We start from the raw sequence: 17379 nt of genomic DNA, 5'->3' as shown, positions 1-17379 counted from the left end.
GGCCCGAAGGCGGCGCAGTACCTGTGGGAGCGGGCTTGCCCGCGAAGAGGCCAGAACAGGTGTTAGAGAACCACAGTCCGGTTGGCGTTGAGGAACACCCGTCGCTCGATGTGATAACCCACCGCTCGCGCCAATGTCAGGCATTCGATATCCCGCCCTTTGGCAATCAGGTCTTCGGGATAGTGACTGTGATCCACCACCTCGACACCCTGGGCAATGATCGGCCCTTCATCCAGGTCGTTGTTGATGTAGTGCGCCGTGGCACCGACCATTTTCACACCCTTGTTGTAGGCCTGGTGATAAGGCTTGGCGCCTTTGAAGCCCGGCAACAGCGAGTGGTGAATATTGATCGCCCAACCATCCAGACGGCGGCAAAGCTCGGGCGACAGTACCTGCATGTAGCGGGCAAGAATAACCAGCTCAGCACCGGTCTCCTCGATCACCTGCAGCACCTTGCGCTCTTGCCCGGGCTTGTCCTTGGGGTCGAGTGCGAAGTGGTAATAAGGAATCTTGTGCCAATGCGCCAAGGGTTCGAGGTCCGGATGGTTCGACACCACGGCCACCACATCCATACCCAATTGGCCAATGCGCTGGCGATACAGCAGGTCATTCAGGCAATGGTCAGCCTTGGACACCATGATCACCACCTTGGGGCGGTGGTTGGGCGCGGTCAGCTCGAAGGCCATGCCGAACGCTTCGCTGCGCTCGGCGAGGCCGGCCCGGAAGCCCGCCTCGTCAAAATCGTCCGGCTGACGGAACTCGACGCGAATGAAGAAGCGTCCCGACTGCCGGTCATCGAAGGAGTGGTGCTCCGTCACGTAGCAGCGCTGCTCGAAGAGGTAACGCGTCACCACGTCGACGGTGCCGAGCATGCTCGGGCAGTCGGCGGTGAGAATCCAGGTATCCGGTGCCCGACTCATGTTCTTGCTCCTTAGGCTTCGATGCTCAGGCCGTATTCGGCAGAAGCGTCCTGCAGCCACAGCCACCAGTAATCGGCGAAGCTGCGGCGAATCACCAGCTCCCAGGTGTCTTCTGCAGTGCGGCGGATCACCAGTTGCGACTTGGCGAACACGGTGCCCACGGCCTTGCCCACCGGGAAGTTGTTCGGGTGAACATCATAGCTGGTGGACTTCATCAGCACGTCGCGCACGTTCGGGCCGCGCAGTTCCAGCAGGCTTTGCCCGCCACTGACATTGACGACCTGAATATGCTGGCCTTCAAGGGCCGCGCGCAGCTTTTGCTCGACTGCCAGCTCCTGACCGCCGGGCACGATCAGCAGCCACTCATCTGGGCCGACCCATTGCAGCGACATGTCCTTGTTGGCGACCACGGTCAGCGCCACGGGCAGCTCCAGGCCAAGGGCCTTGTGCACGCCGGCGGCGAATTCCGGGTTGTGGCCATCACCGCGCAGGGTGAGGTGACCGAGGAACTTGCGTTCACGCAGGGTCACGCCTGCGTTCTTGCGGCCTTTGCCTACCAGGCTGGCCAGGTCGGCATGGTGCAGTGGCGACTGGGCTTTGGCCTCGGCGCCGGGGTTTTGCTGGAAGACGTTGATAGCGCTCATTTCTTACCTGCCTTGAATTCTGGATTCGACCACGATGCCTGCGGGAGACGGCCATCCTGTGGGAGCGGGCATGCCCGCGAATGCGATGTTGAATTCACCGCCCTCTTCGCGGGCACGCCCGCTCCCACAGAGTCCTCATTCCACGCCTGGCACCGGTTGGACCGGGGGCCTTAGACGTTCTGCCGCTCACCCTTCGGATCGAAGAACACCGAAGACACGATTTCCGCCTCGATCACGCTGCCATCCGCCTGCGGCGAGTAGACACGCTCGCCCATGCGCTTGAGGCCGCCTTTGACCACACCCATGGCGAACGAGTAGCCCAGGGAGTTGGACGCGTAGCTGGAGGTGACGTGGCCGACCATGTCCATCGGGATTGGCTGTTTCGGGTCGAACACCAGTTGGGCGCCTTCCGGCAGCCACTTGGTCGGGTCGACCGGCTTCAGGCCCACCAGCTGCTTGCGGTTCTCACGTACGCAGTCTTCGCGGTTCATGCCACGCAGGCCGATCCACGAGAACGGCTTGTTGCGGCCAACGCACCAGCTCATGTTCAGGTCGTCCGGGTTCATCGAACCATCGGTGTCCTGGCCAACGATGATGAAGCCCTTCTCTGCACGCAGTACGTGCATGGTCTCGGTGCCGTACGGGGTCAGGTTGTACTTCTTGCCGGCCTCGATGATCTGTTCCAGCACGCCCATCGCGTAGTTGGCCTGCACGTTCACTTCGTACGACAGCTCGCCGGTGAACGAGATACGGAACACGCGGGCCGGCACGCCACCGACGTTGCCTTCCTTCCAGGTCATGAACGGGAAGGCTTCCTTGTCCATGTCGATGTCGGTCAGCTCGCTCAGCAGCTTGCGGCTGTTAGGGCCGGACAGGGTCATGGTGGCCCAGTGGTCAGTGACCGAAGTGAAATACACCTTCAGCTCTGGCCATTCGGTCTGGTGATACAGCTCCATCCACTGCAGCACGCGGGCAGCGCCGCCGGTGGTGGTGGTCATGATGAAGTGGTTGTCGCCGACGCAGGCGGTTACGCCGTCGTCGAAGACCATGCCGTCTTCCTTGCACATCAGGCCGTAGCGGGCCTTGCCCACGTCGAGCTTGGTCCAGGCGTTGGTGTAGATGCGGTTGAGGAATTCGCGCGCGTCCGGGCCCTGGATGTCGATCTTGCCCAGGGTCGAGGCGTCCAGCAGGCCCACGCTGTCGCGCACGGCCTTGCATTCGCGAGTCACGGCAGCATGGATGTCTTCACCGGCTTTCGGGAAGTACCACGGGCGCTTCCACTGGCCGACGTCTTCGAACTCGGCGCCGTTCTTCACGTGCCAGGCATGCAGGGCAGTGAAGCGCACGGGCTCGAACAGGTGACCACAGTGACGGCCCGCTACCGCGCCGAAAGTGACCGGCGTGTAGTTGGGGCGGAACATGGTGGTACCCATTTCCGGGATGGTGATGCCGATCGAACGGGCCGCGATGGCCAGGCCGTTGATGTTGCCCAGTTTGCCCTGGTCGGTACCGAAGCCCAGCGCGGTGTAGCGCTTGACGTGCTCGACCGACTCGAAGCCTTCACGGGTGGCCAGTTCGATACCGGCTGCGGTCACGTCGTTCTGCTGGTCGACGAACTGCTTCGGCCCCTTGGTGCCTTTGTCGTGCGGCACCAGGAACAGTGCCACAGTGGCCTCTTCCTTGCGTGCCACGGTTTTTGGCAGGGTGCCGACAGTGGCCTTGAAACCGGCCTCAGTGGCTGCGCGGACGCCGCCTTCGAAGCCATCGGCAATCACATCGCCCAAGGCATACACGCCGTTGATACCACCGACGCACTCACGCTTCTGCGGCGCATCGCCCGGCACAAAGCCAAGGATATCGTCACGCCATACCGGGCGACCGCCCAGGTGCGAAGCCAGGTGCACGATCGGGCTGTAACCGCCCGAGGACGCGATCAGGTCGCACTCGAGGACTTCGCCTGGGCTGGTGACTTTGTGCGCCTGCACATCGATGGCCGCCACACGGGCACCGGTGACGTGCTTGCTGCCTTTGGCCTCGACCACGGCGCTGGAGGTGAGGATGCGAATGCCTTTGGCACGCGCTTCTTCAACCAGCGAACCACGCGGGTTGTGGCGGGCGTCGGCAATGGCGACCACTTGCAGGCCTGCGTCGTGCCAGTCCAGCGCGGCGCGATAGGCGTGGTCGTTGTTGGTCGACAGTACCAGCTTGCGACCCGGGGCCACGCCATAGCGGCGAACATAGGTGGAAACAGCACCGGCCAGCATGTTGCCCGGCACGTCGTTGTTGCCGTACACCAGCGGGCGCTCGTGGGCGCCGGCAGCCAGTACCACACGCTTGGCGCGAACGCGGTGCACGCGGTGGCGAACCTGGCCGATCGGGGCGCGATCGCCGAGGTGGTCGGTGAGGCGCTCGTGAATGGTCAGGAAGTTATGGTCGTGGTAGCCGTTGACCGTGGCACGTGGCAGCAGGGTCACTTCTGGCAGGCTTTCCAGCTCTTTGACCACTGCGTTGACCCAGTCGGCGGCAGGCTTGCCGTCGAGGGTTTCGCGGGTGTCGAGCAGGCTGCCGCCGAACTCTTCCTGCTCGTCAGCCAGGATCACGCGGGCACCGCTGCGCGCAGCGGCCAATGCCGCAGCCAGGCCAGCAGGGCCGGCGCCGACGATCAGCACGTCGCAGTGCCGGTTCATGTAGTCGTAGCTGTCAGGATCGTTCTGCAGCGGTGCACGGCCCAGGCCGGCGGCTTTACGGATGTACTTCTCGTAAGTCATCCAGAACGATTTGGGGTACATGAAGGTTTTGTAGTAGAAGCCCGGCGGCATCATGCTGCCGCCAACCTTGCCGAGGATGCCCATGACGTCGTTGTTGACGTTCGGCCAGCCGTTGGTGCTGGTGGCGACAAGACCTGCGTACAGCGCCTGCTGGGTGGCACGCACGTTGGGGATCTGGGTAGCTTCGCTGGAGCCGATCTGCAGGATGGCGTTCGGCTCTTCGGTACCGGCGGCGATGATGCCGCGCGGGCGCGAGTACTTGAAGCTACGGCCGACAATGTCGACGCCGTTGGCCAGCAACGCGGCGGCCAGGCTGTCACCGGCATACCCCTGGTAGGTCTTGCCGTTGAAGGTGAAGTTCAGGACCTTGCTGCGGTCGATACGGCCGCCGCTGGCGAGGCGATAGGTCTGGCTCATACTTTTTCCCCTTGGCCTTTGACGGTCGACGTGGCGCTGGCGGCTTTGCCATTGGCGGTCACTTGCGGCTTCTCGCCAATCTTGTAGGTTTCCAGAATTTCGTAGGTCACGGTGTCACGGGTGACGTTGAAGTACTGGCGGCAGCCGGCAACGTGGTCCCACAGTTCATGGTGAATACCGCGTGGGTTGTCACGGTAGAACATGTAGGTACCCCACTCCTCGTCGGAGCAGGCGTTAGGGTCCAGCGGGCGGGCGATGTGTGCCTGGCCAGAGGCGTGGAACTCTTCTTCGGAGCGCAGCTCGCCGCAGTGGGGACAGAAAATATGCAACATGACGGTGTCTCCGGTTAGTGGGCGACGGCGGCGGCGCCGTGTTCGTCGATCAGTGCGCCGTTGTAGAAACGGTCCATGGAGAACGGCGCGGCCAGTGGGTGCATTTCGCCCTTGGCCAGGCTCGCGGCGAAGACGTTGCCCGAACCGGGGGTCGCCTTGAAGCCGCCAGTACCCCAACCGCAGTTGAAGAACATGTTCTTGACCGGGGTTTTGGTGATGATCGGGCAGGCGTCCGGCGAGGTGTCTACGATGCCGCCCCACTGGCGGTTCATGCGAACACGCGAAAGGTTGGGGAACATCTCGACGATGGCCTGCAGGGTGTGCTCGATCACCGGGTACGAACCGCGCTGGCCGTAGCCGACCCAGCCGTCGATACCGGCACCGATCACCAGGTCGCCTTTGTCGGACTGGCTGATGTAGCCGTGCACGGCGTTGGACATGATCACGCTGTCGATGATCGGCTTGATCGGCTCGGATACCAGCGCTTGGAGCGGGTGCGATTCCAGCGGCAGGCGGAAGCCGGCCAGCTTGGCCATGTGCCCGGAGTTACCGGCGGTGACCACGCCGACGCGCTTGGCGCCGATGAAGCCTTTGTTGGTTTCCACACCGATGACCGCGCCGTTTTCCTTGCGGAAGCCGATCACTTCGGTTTGCTGGATCAGGTCGACACCCAAGGCGTCGGCAGCGCGGGCGAAGCCCCAGGCCACGGCATCGTGACGGGCAACGCCGCCACGGCGCTGTACGGTGGCGCCGAGGATCGGGTAGCGGGTGTTCTTGGAGCAGTCCAGGTACGGGATTTCGGCCGCAACCTGGGCAGTATTCAGCAGCTCGCCATCCACGCCGTTGAGGCGGTTGGCGCTGACCCGACGCTCGGAGTCACGCATGTCCTGCAGGGTGTGACACAGGTTGTAAACACCGCGCTGGGAGAACATCACGTTGTAGTTGAGGTCCTGGGACAGGCCCTCCCACAGCTTCATGGCGTGCTCGTACAGGTGCGCCGACTCGTCCCACAGGTAGTTGGAACGCACGATGGTGGTGTTACGGGCGGTGTTGCCGCCGCCCAGGTAGCCCTTCTCGATCACGGCAACGTTGGTGATGCCGTGCTCTTTGGCCAGGTAGTAGGCCGTGGCCAGGCCATGGCCGCCACCACCGACAATAACCACGTCGTAAACCTTTTTAGGGGTTGGCGTGCGCCACATCCGCTGCCAGTTTTCGTGGTGGCTGAGGGAGTGCTTGAAAAGGCCGAAGCCCGAGTAACGTTGCATGGTGTGTGACTCCACTCAGCGGTAGACAGGGAAATCTGCGCACAGGGCCGCGACGTTCTTCGCCACATCGGCTTCGACGTCTGCGTCACCGAGGTTGTCGAGGATGTCGCAAATCCAGCCAGCCAATGCCACACACTGAGCGACCTTGAAGCCGCGGGTGGTGACGGCCGGGGTGCCGATACGCAGACCCGAAGTGACGAACGGCGACTGCGGGTCGTTCGGCACGGCGTTCTTGTTGACGGTGATATGCGCACGACCCAGGGCGGCGTCGGCATCTTTGCCAGTCAGGCCCTGACGGATCAGGCTGACCAGGAACAGGTGGTTGTCGGTACCACCGGAAACCACATCGTAGCCACGGTCGATGAACACCTTGGCCATGGCCTGGGCGTTTTCGATCACTTGCTGCTGGTAGGCCTTGAATTCAGGCTCCAGCGCTTCCTTGAAGCACACCGCCTTGGCAGCGATCACGTGCATCAGCGGGCCACCCTGGGCGCCCGGGAATACAGCGGCGTTCAGCTTTTTCTCGATCTCTTCGTTCGACTTGGCCAGGATCAGGCCGCCACGTGGACCGCGCAGGGTCTTGTGGGTAGTGGTGGTGACCACGTCGGCGAACGGGATCGGGTTCGGGTACAGGCCAGCGGCAACCAGGCCGGCAACGTGGGCCATGTCGACGAACAGCAGTGCGCCCACTTTGTCGGCGATGGCGCGGAAGCGTGGGAAGTCGAGGGTCTTGGAGTAGGCCGAGAAACCGGCAACGATCATTTTCGGCTTGTGCTCGACCGCCAGGCGCTCGACTTCATCATAGTCGATCAGGCCGGTGTTGGTGTCGATGCCGTACTGGACAGCGTTGTACAGTTTGCCCGAGGAGGACACTTTGGCGCCGTGGGTCAGGTGACCACCGTGGGCCAGGCTCATGCCCAGGATGGTGTCACCGGCTTGCAGCAGGGCCAGGTAGACCGCGCCGTTGGCCGACGAGCCGGAGTGCGGCTGGACGTTTGCGTAGTCGGCACCGAACAGCTGCTTGGCGCGCTCGATAGCCAGGGCCTCTACCTTGTCTACGTGCTCGCAGCCACCGTAGTAACGCTTGCCCGGGTAGCCTTCGGCGTACTTGTTGGTCAGGCCGCTGCCTTGGGCCTGCATGACGCGCTTGCTGGTGTAGTTCTCCGAGGCGATCAGCTCGATGTGATCTTCCTGGCGCTGTTCTTCGGCATTCATCGCCGCCAGCAGTGCATCGTCGTAACCCTGGATCTGGTCTTGCTTGCTGAACATTGTGTATCTCCCGGCAGCGATCATTTTTTGTCGTGGGGCACTGTGGCCCTTTGTGGCGATGTTATGACTGGCGGGGTCGGGTCAGATGCCTGCGCACGCCTTGCAATGGCGCGTTTACGACATTCGCTGTTGTGCTGTTTGTGCTGGCCCTTTCGCGGGTGAACCCGCTCCCACAGGTACGGTCGCGCTCTGAAGGCTTGCGGCGCCCTGTGGGAGCGGGTTCACCCGCGAAAGGGCCAGCCCGGACAACACAGAAATCAGCCGATGCACGGGTTGTATAGGCAAGTGCTGAATCGATGGTTTAGAGTGCTGTTCTGCGTCGTTCACAGGACCGTGCCATGACAGACAAGAGCCAACAATTCGCCAGCGACAACTATTCCGGCATCTGCCCCGAAGCCTGGGCGGCGATGGAAAAAGCCAACCGCGGCCACGACCGCGCCTACGGCGACGACCAGTGGACCGAGCGTGCATCGGAGTACTTCCGCAATCTGTTCGAAACCGACTGCGAAGTGTTCTTCGCTTTCAACGGTACCGCGGCCAACTCCCTGGCCCTGGCGTCGCTGTGCCAGAGCTACCACAGCGTGATCTGCTCCGAGACCGCCCACGTCGAAACCGACGAATGCGGTGCGCCGGAGTTTTTCTCCAACGGCTCCAAGCTGCTGACAGCGGCCAGCGTCAACGGCAAGCTGACGCCACAGTCGATCCGCGAAGTGGCGCTCAAACGCCAGGATATCCATTACCCCAAGCCGCGCGTGGTGACCATTACCCAGGCCACGGAAGTGGGCACGGTGTACCGCCCAGACGAGCTGAAGGCGATCAGCGCCACCTGCAAGGAGCTGGGCCTGAACCTGCACATGGACGGCGCACGCTTTACCAACGCCTGTGCTTTCCTGGGCTGCAGCCCGGCCGAACTGACCTGGAAGGCCGGTGTGGATGTGCTGTGCTTTGGCGGCACCAAGAACGGCATGGCGGTGGGCGAGGCGATTCTGTTCTTCAACCGCCAGTTGGCCGAAGACTTCGATTATCGCTGCAAGCAAGCCGGGCAACTGGCGTCGAAAATGCGCTTCTTGTCGGCGCCATGGGTCGGGCTGCTGGAAGATGGCGCCTGGTTACGCCATGGAAACCACGCCAATCATTGCGCGCAGCTGCTGGCATCGTTGGTCAGTGGCCTGCCGGGGGTAGAGCTGATGTTCCCGGTGGAGGCCAACGGGGTGTTCCTGCAGATGCCGGAGCACGCCATCGAGGCGCTGCGGGGCAAGGGCTGGCGCTTCTATACCTTTATCGGCAGCGGTGGCGCGCGCTTCATGTGCTCGTGGGATACCGAAGAAGCGCGGGTGCGTGAGCTGGCCGCGGATATCCGCACGATCATTGGTGGCTGAGCGAGTGCTGGGGCCGCCTTGCGGCCCCGGCGATCTAAAGCCTGAACCCACCCATCTGCCGCGCCAGGTCATCAGCCAACCCACGCAACGCCTGGCACTCCTCGCGGCACCCTTGCACCTCCGCCGCCGTTTCACGCGCCAAATCGGAGATCCCCTGCACAGTACGGTTGATTTCTTCGGTCACCGCCGACTGCTCCTCGGTAGCCGTGGCCACCTGGTGGTTCATGTCACTGATGTGCTCTACCTGGTCGGTAATCGCGCTCAGCGATGCCCCGGTGCGCTGGCTCGATTCCACGCCGCTGCCGGTAGCCTGCTGCCCTGCCTGCATTGAACTCACCGCCGAACCTGCCCCCAGCTTCAGGCGCTGGATCATCTGCTGCACTTCATCGGTGGACAGCTGTGTGCGCCGGGCCAGCGTACGTACTTCATCGGCCACCACAGCGAACCCGCGCCCCATCTCCCCTGCCCGCGCGGCCTCGATGGCAGCGTTCAGCGCGAGCAGGTTGGTCTGCTCGGAAATGCTGCGGATTACCGCGAGCACTTCATCGACCGAGGCGACTTCGTCAGCCAGTTGGCTGACCGCATCGGCCGCCTTGCCGATGTCACCCGACATGCCCTCGATGCCACGAATGGATCGTTGCACCACCTCGCGCGCCTGCAACGCCTCGTCTCGTGCCGACTGCGACGCCTGGGCCGCATCGCCGGCATTACGGGCGATGTCCTGCACGGTCAGGCCCATCTCGTGTACAGCAGTGGCGACCATTTCGGTCATCTCCTGCTGGCGCCCGGAGCGCTCGGCAGTGTTGTCCACCACCTGGGTTACCTGCTCCACGGCCCGCCGCAGCCGCTCGGAGGTACTCAACACCTCGCCGATCAGGCTGCGCTGGCTGTCCAGAAAGCGGTTGAAACCACGGGCCAGGTCACCCAGCTCATCCTGGCGCGAATCGTCCAGACGGTGGCTGAGATCCCCCGCTCCACCGCCAATCTGAACCAATGCAGCGGTAACGCGGCGGATCGGCCGCACCAAGCCACGCGCCAGCAGTACCACCAACAGCAGCGACACCAAGGCTACGGCGCCACCGATCAGGCTGGTCAGCCAGACGGCCTGATGCATTTGCGCGTAAATTTCCGACTCTGGCACTTCGGCCACAAGGGTCCAGTTGAGGTCGCGCAAGGGCAAGCCCAGCGCCAGGTAGCGCTCACCGTCACGGCTGAAGCGGCTGCTACGCAGGCTCGCGCCTCCGGTCATGACACCTTTGGCTGCGTCCGCGCCAAGCTGCTCGGCAAGCTGGCGCTTGCCACTGAAGGCACCATCGGGATGCACCTGGATCAAACCATCGTTGCGCACCAGAAACACTTTGCCGTGCTCGCCAAAGCTGAAATCGTGGATCAGCTTCGACAACTCGGTCATGCGCAGGCCCATGCCGGCCACACCCACCAGCTTGCCTTCCTTTTCCACACGATAATCGATGAACAGTGCCAGCTCGCCGGTGGCACCATCGATGTCGATGTTGATGAACCGCTCGGCGCCGCTGTCGATGTAACCGTAAAACCAATTGTCCTTGGGGTTGCTGCGGCTGAGGGTACGGTCCAGGCCCTTCTCGCTGTAGTAGTGGCCGGTTTCGGTCGAGGCGAACAGCGCAGTAAAAGCGTGGTTGCGCTGTTTGGCGGCGGCCAGGTATTCGATGAATTGGGGTGCCTGCGCGGGATCTTCACCGGCAGCAAGCCAGTCGCGCAGCAGAGTATTACCGGCAATGTCCGCGGCAGCGACCAACGGTTGCCCCAGCATGCGCTCGATGTCGTTGCGGATGGCCTCGACGCTGGCGGGCAGGGCAGTGTCGACCAGGTAGCGGTCGGTGAGACGGTTGAGCGCCACGGTGAAGATAATGACCACCACCAGGATGCTCGCCAGCAAGGCAGCGCCCATGCTGGTGATCAATTGCAACTGGATGCTCTTACGCCAGATACGCATGCCCCTACTCCCCGCACATTATTGTTCTGCGGAAAGTGTATACACTTGCGTATCCAGTTAATCCAGTGATCTGAAGCAATCAGATGCACCCCGCAGGAGCGGATTTACCCGCGAACGCGATGTTGAAGCCACTGACGCATTCGCGGGTAAACCCGCTCCTAGAGGGGAAAGTGTGCGGTCTTATTGCTCTGCAATGGTCCGCACGATGGCATCCACCGTGGCGTCGATTTGCGCTTGAGTACGCGCAAGGGTCTGCTGATGCTCTTTCTGCAGTTCAACCTGTTTGGAGCACAGGTTAAGGGCAGCCAGCACCAGCAGTTTGTCACCGATCAAGGTCGGGTACTGACGCTTGGTCTCGTTAAGGGCTTTGTTGAGCATCCGTACCGCCTGGGCCAGGGTTTCTTCCTGGCCTTCGGGCGCCTTGATCGAATAGTCGATGCCGAGAATCGACACGACATTGATCGGCTGCTCCTGCAGTCTCATGCGCCAACAACGCCCGCGCTGGCACGCTCGACCAAGGCCTGAATGCGTGCTGCGGTAGCGCCGTTCTTCTCTTCCTGCTCCATCAGCGACAGTTGCAGGGTTTCGTTCTCTTCCTTGGCCTGGGCCAGTTCCTGGCCAAGGGCGGTGTTCTGCTCGATGAGTTGAGCGTTTTTCTGCATCAGGTCGCTGACCAGTTGCTCGATTTGATTCAGGGAAGCTTCCAGCATGGGTCTATCTCAGGTTGTTGCGAGGGGCACACACGATAAAGAAAAGTGCGCCCTATCGCCATTAAATATCGGATTCATAAGGTGTCGAACCCGCAGATTGACAGGATAACCGGCACCTTGTTCCGACTTGAGTCAACCGCCGGTCAGGAAAAAGATAGCTGCCTCACAAACTTCGCCCGAGGTACGGGCATGGGGCGGGGGGGCATTGCTGAGGAACTGAAGCCGCTTTGCAGCCCCACCGGTCCGACCGACTTACTGGCTTGCGAGTCAATTTGAGGATTACCGGCAAATGGGCCAACAAACGGCGAAAATTCGGCACCAGCCAGATCCATCACATAAGGTCCTGAGGCAGGGATCAAATGATCAACATGCTTCTTCAGAGCCTTACCGACCGAAACGACTTTAACGCTGAACCTCACGACGCTGCCAACAGCAGCCAACTCTTTGGCACCGGGTACTCCGTAAGAGGCCATGGCGCCGCCGATGCCGGCCAACCATGTAGCGCCCTCGCCCAACGTCTTCAACCGATCGCGGCCAGAAAAAAATGCTTTGATTCGCGATCCAAACCATACAACTCGTTTAGCCAGCACCCAGAGGCTGGACGTTCCACTTGGATCATGCCTGTTGAGCGGGTCTCCCAGGCAGTAGGCATAAGCGTTGATGCCACCTTTGGAAAACGGGCTTAGTTGGTCTGCAGACAAAAATCGCCTCAAGGTTGGGCTATATGCTCTTCTGCCATTGCCAAGCAGATAATTGCCAGTGGGGGCGTCGCGCAGCTCTCCATTGAATGCGAGTAGAGAAGCATGATTGCCAAATTGCGCGCCGTAGGGATCATATGGCGCTGAGCGGCACATACTCACGGCAAGCGAATTGCTTTGGTTCATACAGTCATCCAGAGTGGTTTCAGGCAACCTTACTCGGCCACCAGGCACTCTGAAACTGGCAAAAATGCCAGTCCTGCAATAGAACAGGGCTGCGCAAGCAGCCCCGATATCTCGAATCAGTAATCGATCCGCACATCCCCTTTCGGCACGCTGCAGCACGACAGGATGTAGCCCTCGGCTTCGTCTTCTTCGGTAATCCCGCCGTTGTGCTCCATCTCCACCTCGCCGCCCAGCTTGAGCACCTTGCAGGTGCCGCAGATACCCATGCCGCAGGCTTTCGGAATCATCAGACCAACCTTGGCTGCCGCCGCGTGCACGGTCTCGCCCGGGGCGATGCGGATGCTCTTTTCGCTACCGATGAACTCCACCAGATTAAGGTCGGACGCATCCAGCTCCGGTGCATCGGCCGCCTGCTCGGCGTGCTCCACGGCATCGGCCTTGGCTTCTGCCGGCGTCGCGCCGAACGATTCCTCATGGTAATTCGCCATGTCGAAACCGACCGCTTCGAGCAGGCGCTTGACCGCTGTCATGTACGGCGTCGGGCCGCAGCAGAACACCACGCGCTCCATGTAGTCCGGCGCGATCAGCTCCATCAGCCGCTGGTTCAGGTAACCGCGGTACCCCGCCCACGGCTCGCCCAGGCCATGCTTTTCGCAAATGATGTGCAGGCTGAAGTTGGGGATGCGCGAAGCCATCTGCTCCAGCTCGCGGTGGTAGATGATGTCCTTCGGCGAACGGGCGCTGTGCACGAACACCATGTCGACATTGGCGTTGGTGTCGTAGAACCAGCGCGCCATGGACATCACCGGAGTAATGCCCACACCGCCCGACAGGTACAGCACCTTGCCCGACGGGAAGTCGATGGCATTGAACAGGCCCACAGGGCCGTGCACCGGCAGCTCGAGGCCTTCGTGCATGGTGTCGTGCAGGAAGTTGGACACCAGGCCGCCCGGCACGCGCTTGACGGTGATCGAGAAGCTGTAGGGCACTGACGGCGAACTGGAGATAGTGTAGGACCGCATCACGGGCTTGCCTTCGATCTCCAGCTCCAGGGTGACGAACTGCCCCGGCTTGAAGAAGAACATGATCGGCTGGTCGGCCATGAAGCAGAAGGTGCGCACGTCCCAGGTCTCCTGGATGACCTTGACGCAGCGCACAATGTGGCGGCCGTTGGCCCAGGTCTGGGTAGTGACCGGATTGAGGAAGGTATCGGACATGTTCTTCTCCAGCGGCCGACTATGGCCCTTTTCATGGCTGCGATAATGCGCAAGCTGAAGACGACGTACATTCCTGCCTGCGACATCGACGTGCTTATCGCGACCAGCCCCGTGGCACAAGGGCTGGCGCGTCGTTATTCAAATCGGCCATGTCGCCCATGGATACGGTTCGCGGCGTCTTCGGACGCACACTCCACGGCAAAAGAACTAGCTGTTTTATCTGAAGCAGCCTTGCGGCACCACAACAACGATTAGCCACCTTTTGCCGGCCGCATACGGCCCCGAGGAATACACGATGGACGTCACCGCAACCCTGAGCCTGGGCGATCCACTTGAACCTGCACGCAAGGCCACCGCCGAGATGTTGCAGACCCGCGAGCGCACCTACTCGCTACCCCAGCCTTTCTACACCGACGAGCGTCTGTTCCAGATCGACATGCAGGAAATCTTCCATAAAGAATGGTTGATCGCCGGCATGACCTGCGAGATCCCGGCCAAGGGCAACTACATCACCCTGCAGATCGGCAAGAACCCGATCATTGTGGTGCGCGGTGCCGAAGGCAAGGTACATGCGTTCCACAACGTCTGCCGCCACCGCGGTTCGCGCCTGTGCGTCAGCGAGAAAGGCAAGGTGGCCAAACTGGTGTGCCCATATCACCAGTGGACTTACGAGCTGGACGGCCGCCTGCTGTTCGCCGGCACCGAGATGGGTGCTGACTTCGATATGAACCAGTATGGCCTCAAGCCGGTGAACGTGAAGGTTGCCGGGGGCTACATCTTCATCAGCCTGGCGGAAAACCCGCCTGCCATCGACGAGTTCCTGGCCACCCTGGACCATTACATGGAACCGTACGACATGGAGAACACCAAGGTGGCGGTGCAAACCACCTTGATGGAAAAGGCAAACTGGAAGCTGGTGCTGGAAAACAACCGCGAGTGCTACCACTGCAACGGTTCGCACCCGGAATTGCTGCAAACCCTGCTGGAGTGGGACGACACCAACGACCCGCGCGCCAGCCAGGAATTCAAGGACCACGTGGCCGCCTCCGCTGCAGCCTGGGAAGCCGAGAAGATCCCTTACCTGCACAAGAGCCACGGCCTGCGTAACCGTATCGTGCGCATGCCGCTGCTCAAGGGCACCGTGTCGATGACCATGGACGGCAAGCAGGCCTGCCAGAAGCTGATGGGTCGCATCAAGAACCCGGACCTTGGCTCGATGCGCATCCTGCACCTGCCGCACTCGTGGAACCACTGCATGGGCGACCACATGATCGTGTTCACCGTGTGGCCGATCAGCGCCCAGGAAACCATGGTCACCACCAAGTGGCTGGTGCACAAGGATGCCGTGGAAGGCGTGGACTACAACCCAGAGAACATGCGCAAGGTGTGGGACGCCACCAACGACCAGGACCGTCGTCTGGCCGAAGAGAACCAGCGTGGAATCAACTCCACCGCGTACCAGCCTGGCCCGTATTCGAAGACTTACGAGTTTGGTGTGGTGAACTTCATTGACTGGTACAGCGGGCGGATGCTGAACAACCTGGGAGCAGAGCCGGCGGCTTATCTGAAAGAAGTGCAGGCGCAATAAGCGACTGCACTGAGGTGTGGAGGGGCTGAAACATGGCCCCTCCAATTCACCTCGAAGGTCGTCTTTGTCTAAGCATTATCGTATCGTTCTGAAAAGCCCATGAATCCGAAGCCCTCTCTAAGGGGCTTGCTCGGCCCACTTCATGAGCAGGACGGTTGACTACAGATTGCCGCACCGGCAGACCACGCTGAAGTGAGCTCTGTACGCCTTCCAAAGCAATTTCCGGAGCAACCTCAGCCGGAACTCCGCCTGTCAATAAATCGAAATTTTTCCCGACCTGCCTTAGAGGACTGCTTCTTGGGTCAAGTGCAGCGTTGATAGCGCGTGCGCCAGTGCCGTCAGGCTTATCATCGCCCCGGCGTTCGCCCCCAAAATTGCACCCTCCACTCCTGCAAATTGCGCCGCAGCGCTTCCCAAGCTCAAGAGTGAACCGAATGTACTCATTCACGCAGCGTTAAGCCCCAGACGATCGGTAGGCGAAGGCCCCAGGAAGTTGTACCCCAAGGTCGGCCCATTTGACGCCATCCCCAAGCCTCGTGAAGTTACTGGATCCCGATACTGTCCACAAAAAGCCAGCCCAGGAGCCAGAGCTGCGTGATAACGCCGTAAGGCTTATAAGCACGGGGGTCGCAAACTGACGCCATGAGTTACCCACAAACATGAAGCCCTGTGGACACGATAATGGCTGGCTGGAGTTTTGCGGACTGGCAACAATGCCAGGCAGGGCGCTGATCATTATTTGATCATATTAGCCAAGCCCTCATTAGCACTGGGCTACAGCCGGGTTCATACACCTTGTCCACAGAGACACCAACAGACTTTGTGAGCAACCGATGAATTGTGTGGAACCGGGTTGTGGATAAGCGGTTCAAAGAGCTGATTATCAGGGATCGAGCAAGATTCAAACGGGATTGATCATTTTTTGAACAAACCTATCAACACCTTTAACTACGCAGCCTGCAGCCGTAACCGAACAGATTATCCACAGACCGGCCAACAGGGATTGTGGGCAAAATCAGGAAAATGCTGAGATACACGCATGCAAAGACTGGAAGAGTGCCTGAACGTTTTTTGATCAAAAACCTGGAGAGCACGTCACAAAAGGCCTGTAGACATGCACAAACACTTTATCCACACCTTGGCGAACAGTTTTGGTGGGCAAAAGCGCTCGGTCAATGCTGAGTATTGAATGAGGGAGCGGCCTTGCCGGGACGCTCCCATAAAGAGACCTCTAGCCCTGCTCAGCGCAGGACACCCTCTTCCACCAGCAGCTTGAGGATGGCCTCAGCGCCTTCCTGCGGCGAAACGTCCTTCAGCACCTTGCCACCACCGCCGCTGGCCTTGGCGGTTGCCGCCTTCATGCGATCGGCGCCACTCTTGGCCTTGATCACCTTCAAGCGCTTGGGCCGTGGGCGGGCCGGTTGCAACTCGGCTTCAGCCAACAGCTCATCTTCGACAATGGCCACGTTACGCGCCGCCAATACCCCCCGGCGCGCAGGTCCAAAAGCGCTCTGGCGCGGCTTGGGCGCAGCGTTATCCACAGTCGCCAGCAATGGCAGACGTACCTTCAGCCGACGCCGCTGACCTCGCGGCAAAGCCTGCAACACCTGCGCGGTGCCGTTGTCGATCGACTCCACCTCAGCCAACCCGACAATCAGCGGCCAGCCGAGCTTTTCGGCCAGCAGGAACGGCAACATACCCGAACCCTCGCCAGTCTCGGCCTGGCTGCCGGTCAGCACCAGCTGGGCACCGGCGTCGCGCAGATAATCACCCAGCACGCCCAGCACATCGGCACCGGCCGGTTGCTCCAGCACGTCGAGGTGGTCCAGGCCCATGCCCAGGTAAGCGCGCAAGGCCTCTTCCTGTGGATCGCCCGCATGCACCACCTGCAAGTTATCCCCAGCCAGCTGCAAACCCAGCTCCACGGCGCGGGCATCCTGCTCGGCGCGGCGGGCGCGGCCGGAGCTGGGGTGGGCACCAATGGAAACTAGGCTGATCACTTTCGTACTCATGC

14 protein-coding genes and 1 pseudogene are annotated in these 17379 nt (G+C 61.2%); 2 read left to right on the top strand and 13 right to left on the bottom strand.

From position 1 onward, the window contains the following. Positions 1 to 62: 62 nt before the first annotated feature. The 6 genes from purU to ACE4QZ_RS03740 form a co-directional block, all read right to left on the bottom strand. A complete protein-coding gene (gene purU, locus ACE4QZ_RS03765) occupies positions 63 to 920 on the bottom strand; it encodes a formyltetrahydrofolate deformylase (RefSeq protein WP_003255675.1) in 858 nt (285 codons plus the stop codon). Between the two features lie 11 nt (positions 921 to 931). After that, positions 932 to 1564 (bottom strand): sarcosine oxidase subunit gamma, encoded by a 633-nt coding sequence (locus tag ACE4QZ_RS03760; protein ID WP_014589391.1) that lies wholly within the window; start codon positions 1562 to 1564, stop codon positions 932 to 934. 170 nt (positions 1565 to 1734) lie between these two features. After that, positions 1735 to 4749 (bottom strand): sarcosine oxidase subunit alpha, encoded by a 3015-nt coding sequence (locus ACE4QZ_RS03755; RefSeq protein ID WP_021782656.1) that lies wholly within the window; start codon positions 4747 to 4749, stop codon positions 1735 to 1737. Beyond that, the gene (locus tag ACE4QZ_RS03750) at positions 4746 to 5081 is read right to left on the bottom strand and encodes a sarcosine oxidase subunit delta (RefSeq protein WP_003255679.1); all 336 of its coding nucleotides are present in this window, start codon (positions 5079 to 5081) and stop codon (positions 4746 to 4748) included. Before ACE4QZ_RS03750 ends, ACE4QZ_RS03755 begins: the two co-directional genes overlap by 4 nt. Before the next feature lie 14 nt (positions 5082 to 5095). After that, positions 5096 to 6346 (bottom strand): sarcosine oxidase subunit beta family protein, encoded by a 1251-nt coding sequence (locus tag ACE4QZ_RS03745; protein ID WP_003255680.1) that lies wholly within the window; start codon positions 6344 to 6346, stop codon positions 5096 to 5098. Positions 6347 to 6361: 15 nt separating this feature from the next. Next, entirely contained in the window at positions 6362 to 7615 is a 1254-nt protein-coding gene (locus ACE4QZ_RS03740; protein WP_021782655.1) for a serine hydroxymethyltransferase, read from the bottom strand. 338 nt (positions 7616 to 7953) lie between these two features. Between ACE4QZ_RS03740 and ACE4QZ_RS03735 the strand changes: the two genes are divergently transcribed. Continuing rightward, the gene (locus ACE4QZ_RS03735; RefSeq protein ID WP_021782654.1) at positions 7954 to 8994 is read left to right on the top strand and encodes a low specificity L-threonine aldolase; all 1041 of its coding nucleotides are present in this window, start codon (positions 7954 to 7956) and stop codon (positions 8992 to 8994) included. Between the two features lie 34 nt (positions 8995 to 9028). Here ACE4QZ_RS03735 and ACE4QZ_RS03730 read toward each other — a convergent pair whose 3' ends face one another. The 6 genes and pseudogenes from ACE4QZ_RS03730 to gbcB form a co-directional block, all read right to left on the bottom strand. Continuing rightward, positions 9029 to 9733: a methyl-accepting chemotaxis protein gene (locus ACE4QZ_RS03730; protein WP_370688745.1), complete on the bottom strand. Its 705-nt coding sequence runs from the start codon at positions 9731 to 9733 to the stop codon at positions 9029 to 9031. 207 nt (positions 9734 to 9940) lie between these two features. Beyond that, positions 9941 to 10783, bottom strand: a pseudogene (mcpH, locus tag ACE4QZ_RS03725) (methyl-accepting chemotaxis protein McpH); the annotation flags it as partial. A gap of 363 nt (positions 10784 to 11146) precedes the next feature. After that, on the bottom strand, positions 11147 to 11449 hold the full coding sequence (locus ACE4QZ_RS03720; protein ID WP_003255684.1) for a cell division protein ZapA: 303 nt from the start codon (positions 11447 to 11449) through the stop codon (positions 11147 to 11149). Next, complete coding sequence (locus ACE4QZ_RS03715) at positions 11446 to 11676, bottom strand: hypothetical protein (protein ID WP_003255686.1); 231 nt, start codon at positions 11674 to 11676, stop codon at positions 11446 to 11448. The genes ACE4QZ_RS03720 and ACE4QZ_RS03715 overlap by 4 nt, the downstream gene beginning before the upstream one ends. Positions 11677 to 11819: 143 nt before the next feature. Then, positions 11820 to 12560, bottom strand: coding sequence for an RHS repeat-associated core domain-containing protein (locus ACE4QZ_RS03710; RefSeq protein WP_080671094.1), 741 nt, complete (start codon positions 12558 to 12560; stop codon positions 11820 to 11822). Between the two features lie 116 nt (positions 12561 to 12676). Beyond that, positions 12677 to 13777 carry a glycine-betaine demethylase subunit GbcB gene (gene gbcB / locus ACE4QZ_RS03705; RefSeq protein WP_021782652.1) on the bottom strand — a complete coding sequence of 367 codons (1101 nt, stop codon included), beginning with the start codon at positions 13775 to 13777 and terminating at the stop codon, positions 12677 to 12679. Between the two features lie 295 nt (positions 13778 to 14072). Here gbcB and gbcA point away from each other — a divergent pair, with 295 nt between their 5' ends. Next, on the top strand, positions 14073 to 15365 hold the full coding sequence (gene gbcA / locus ACE4QZ_RS03700) for a glycine-betaine demethylase subunit GbcA (protein WP_021782651.1): 1293 nt from the start codon (positions 14073 to 14075) through the stop codon (positions 15363 to 15365). A 1241-nt stretch (positions 15366 to 16606) separates the two neighbouring features. Here gbcA and ACE4QZ_RS03695 read toward each other — a convergent pair. Then, the gene (locus tag ACE4QZ_RS03695; RefSeq protein ID WP_003255694.1) at positions 16607 to 17377 is read right to left on the bottom strand and encodes an electron transfer flavoprotein subunit beta; all 771 of its coding nucleotides are present in this window, start codon (positions 17375 to 17377) and stop codon (positions 16607 to 16609) included. Positions 17378 to 17379: the final 2 nt, after the last annotated feature.

Source organism: Pseudomonas sp. DCA-1, from assembly GCF_046523955.1.
GTDB classification, from domain to species: domain Bacteria; phylum Pseudomonadota; class Gammaproteobacteria; order Pseudomonadales; family Pseudomonadaceae; genus Aquipseudomonas; species Aquipseudomonas putida_Y.
The sequence above is the reverse complement of the archived record's forward strand: the minus strand, read 5'-3'. Positions and strand labels throughout refer to the sequence as shown.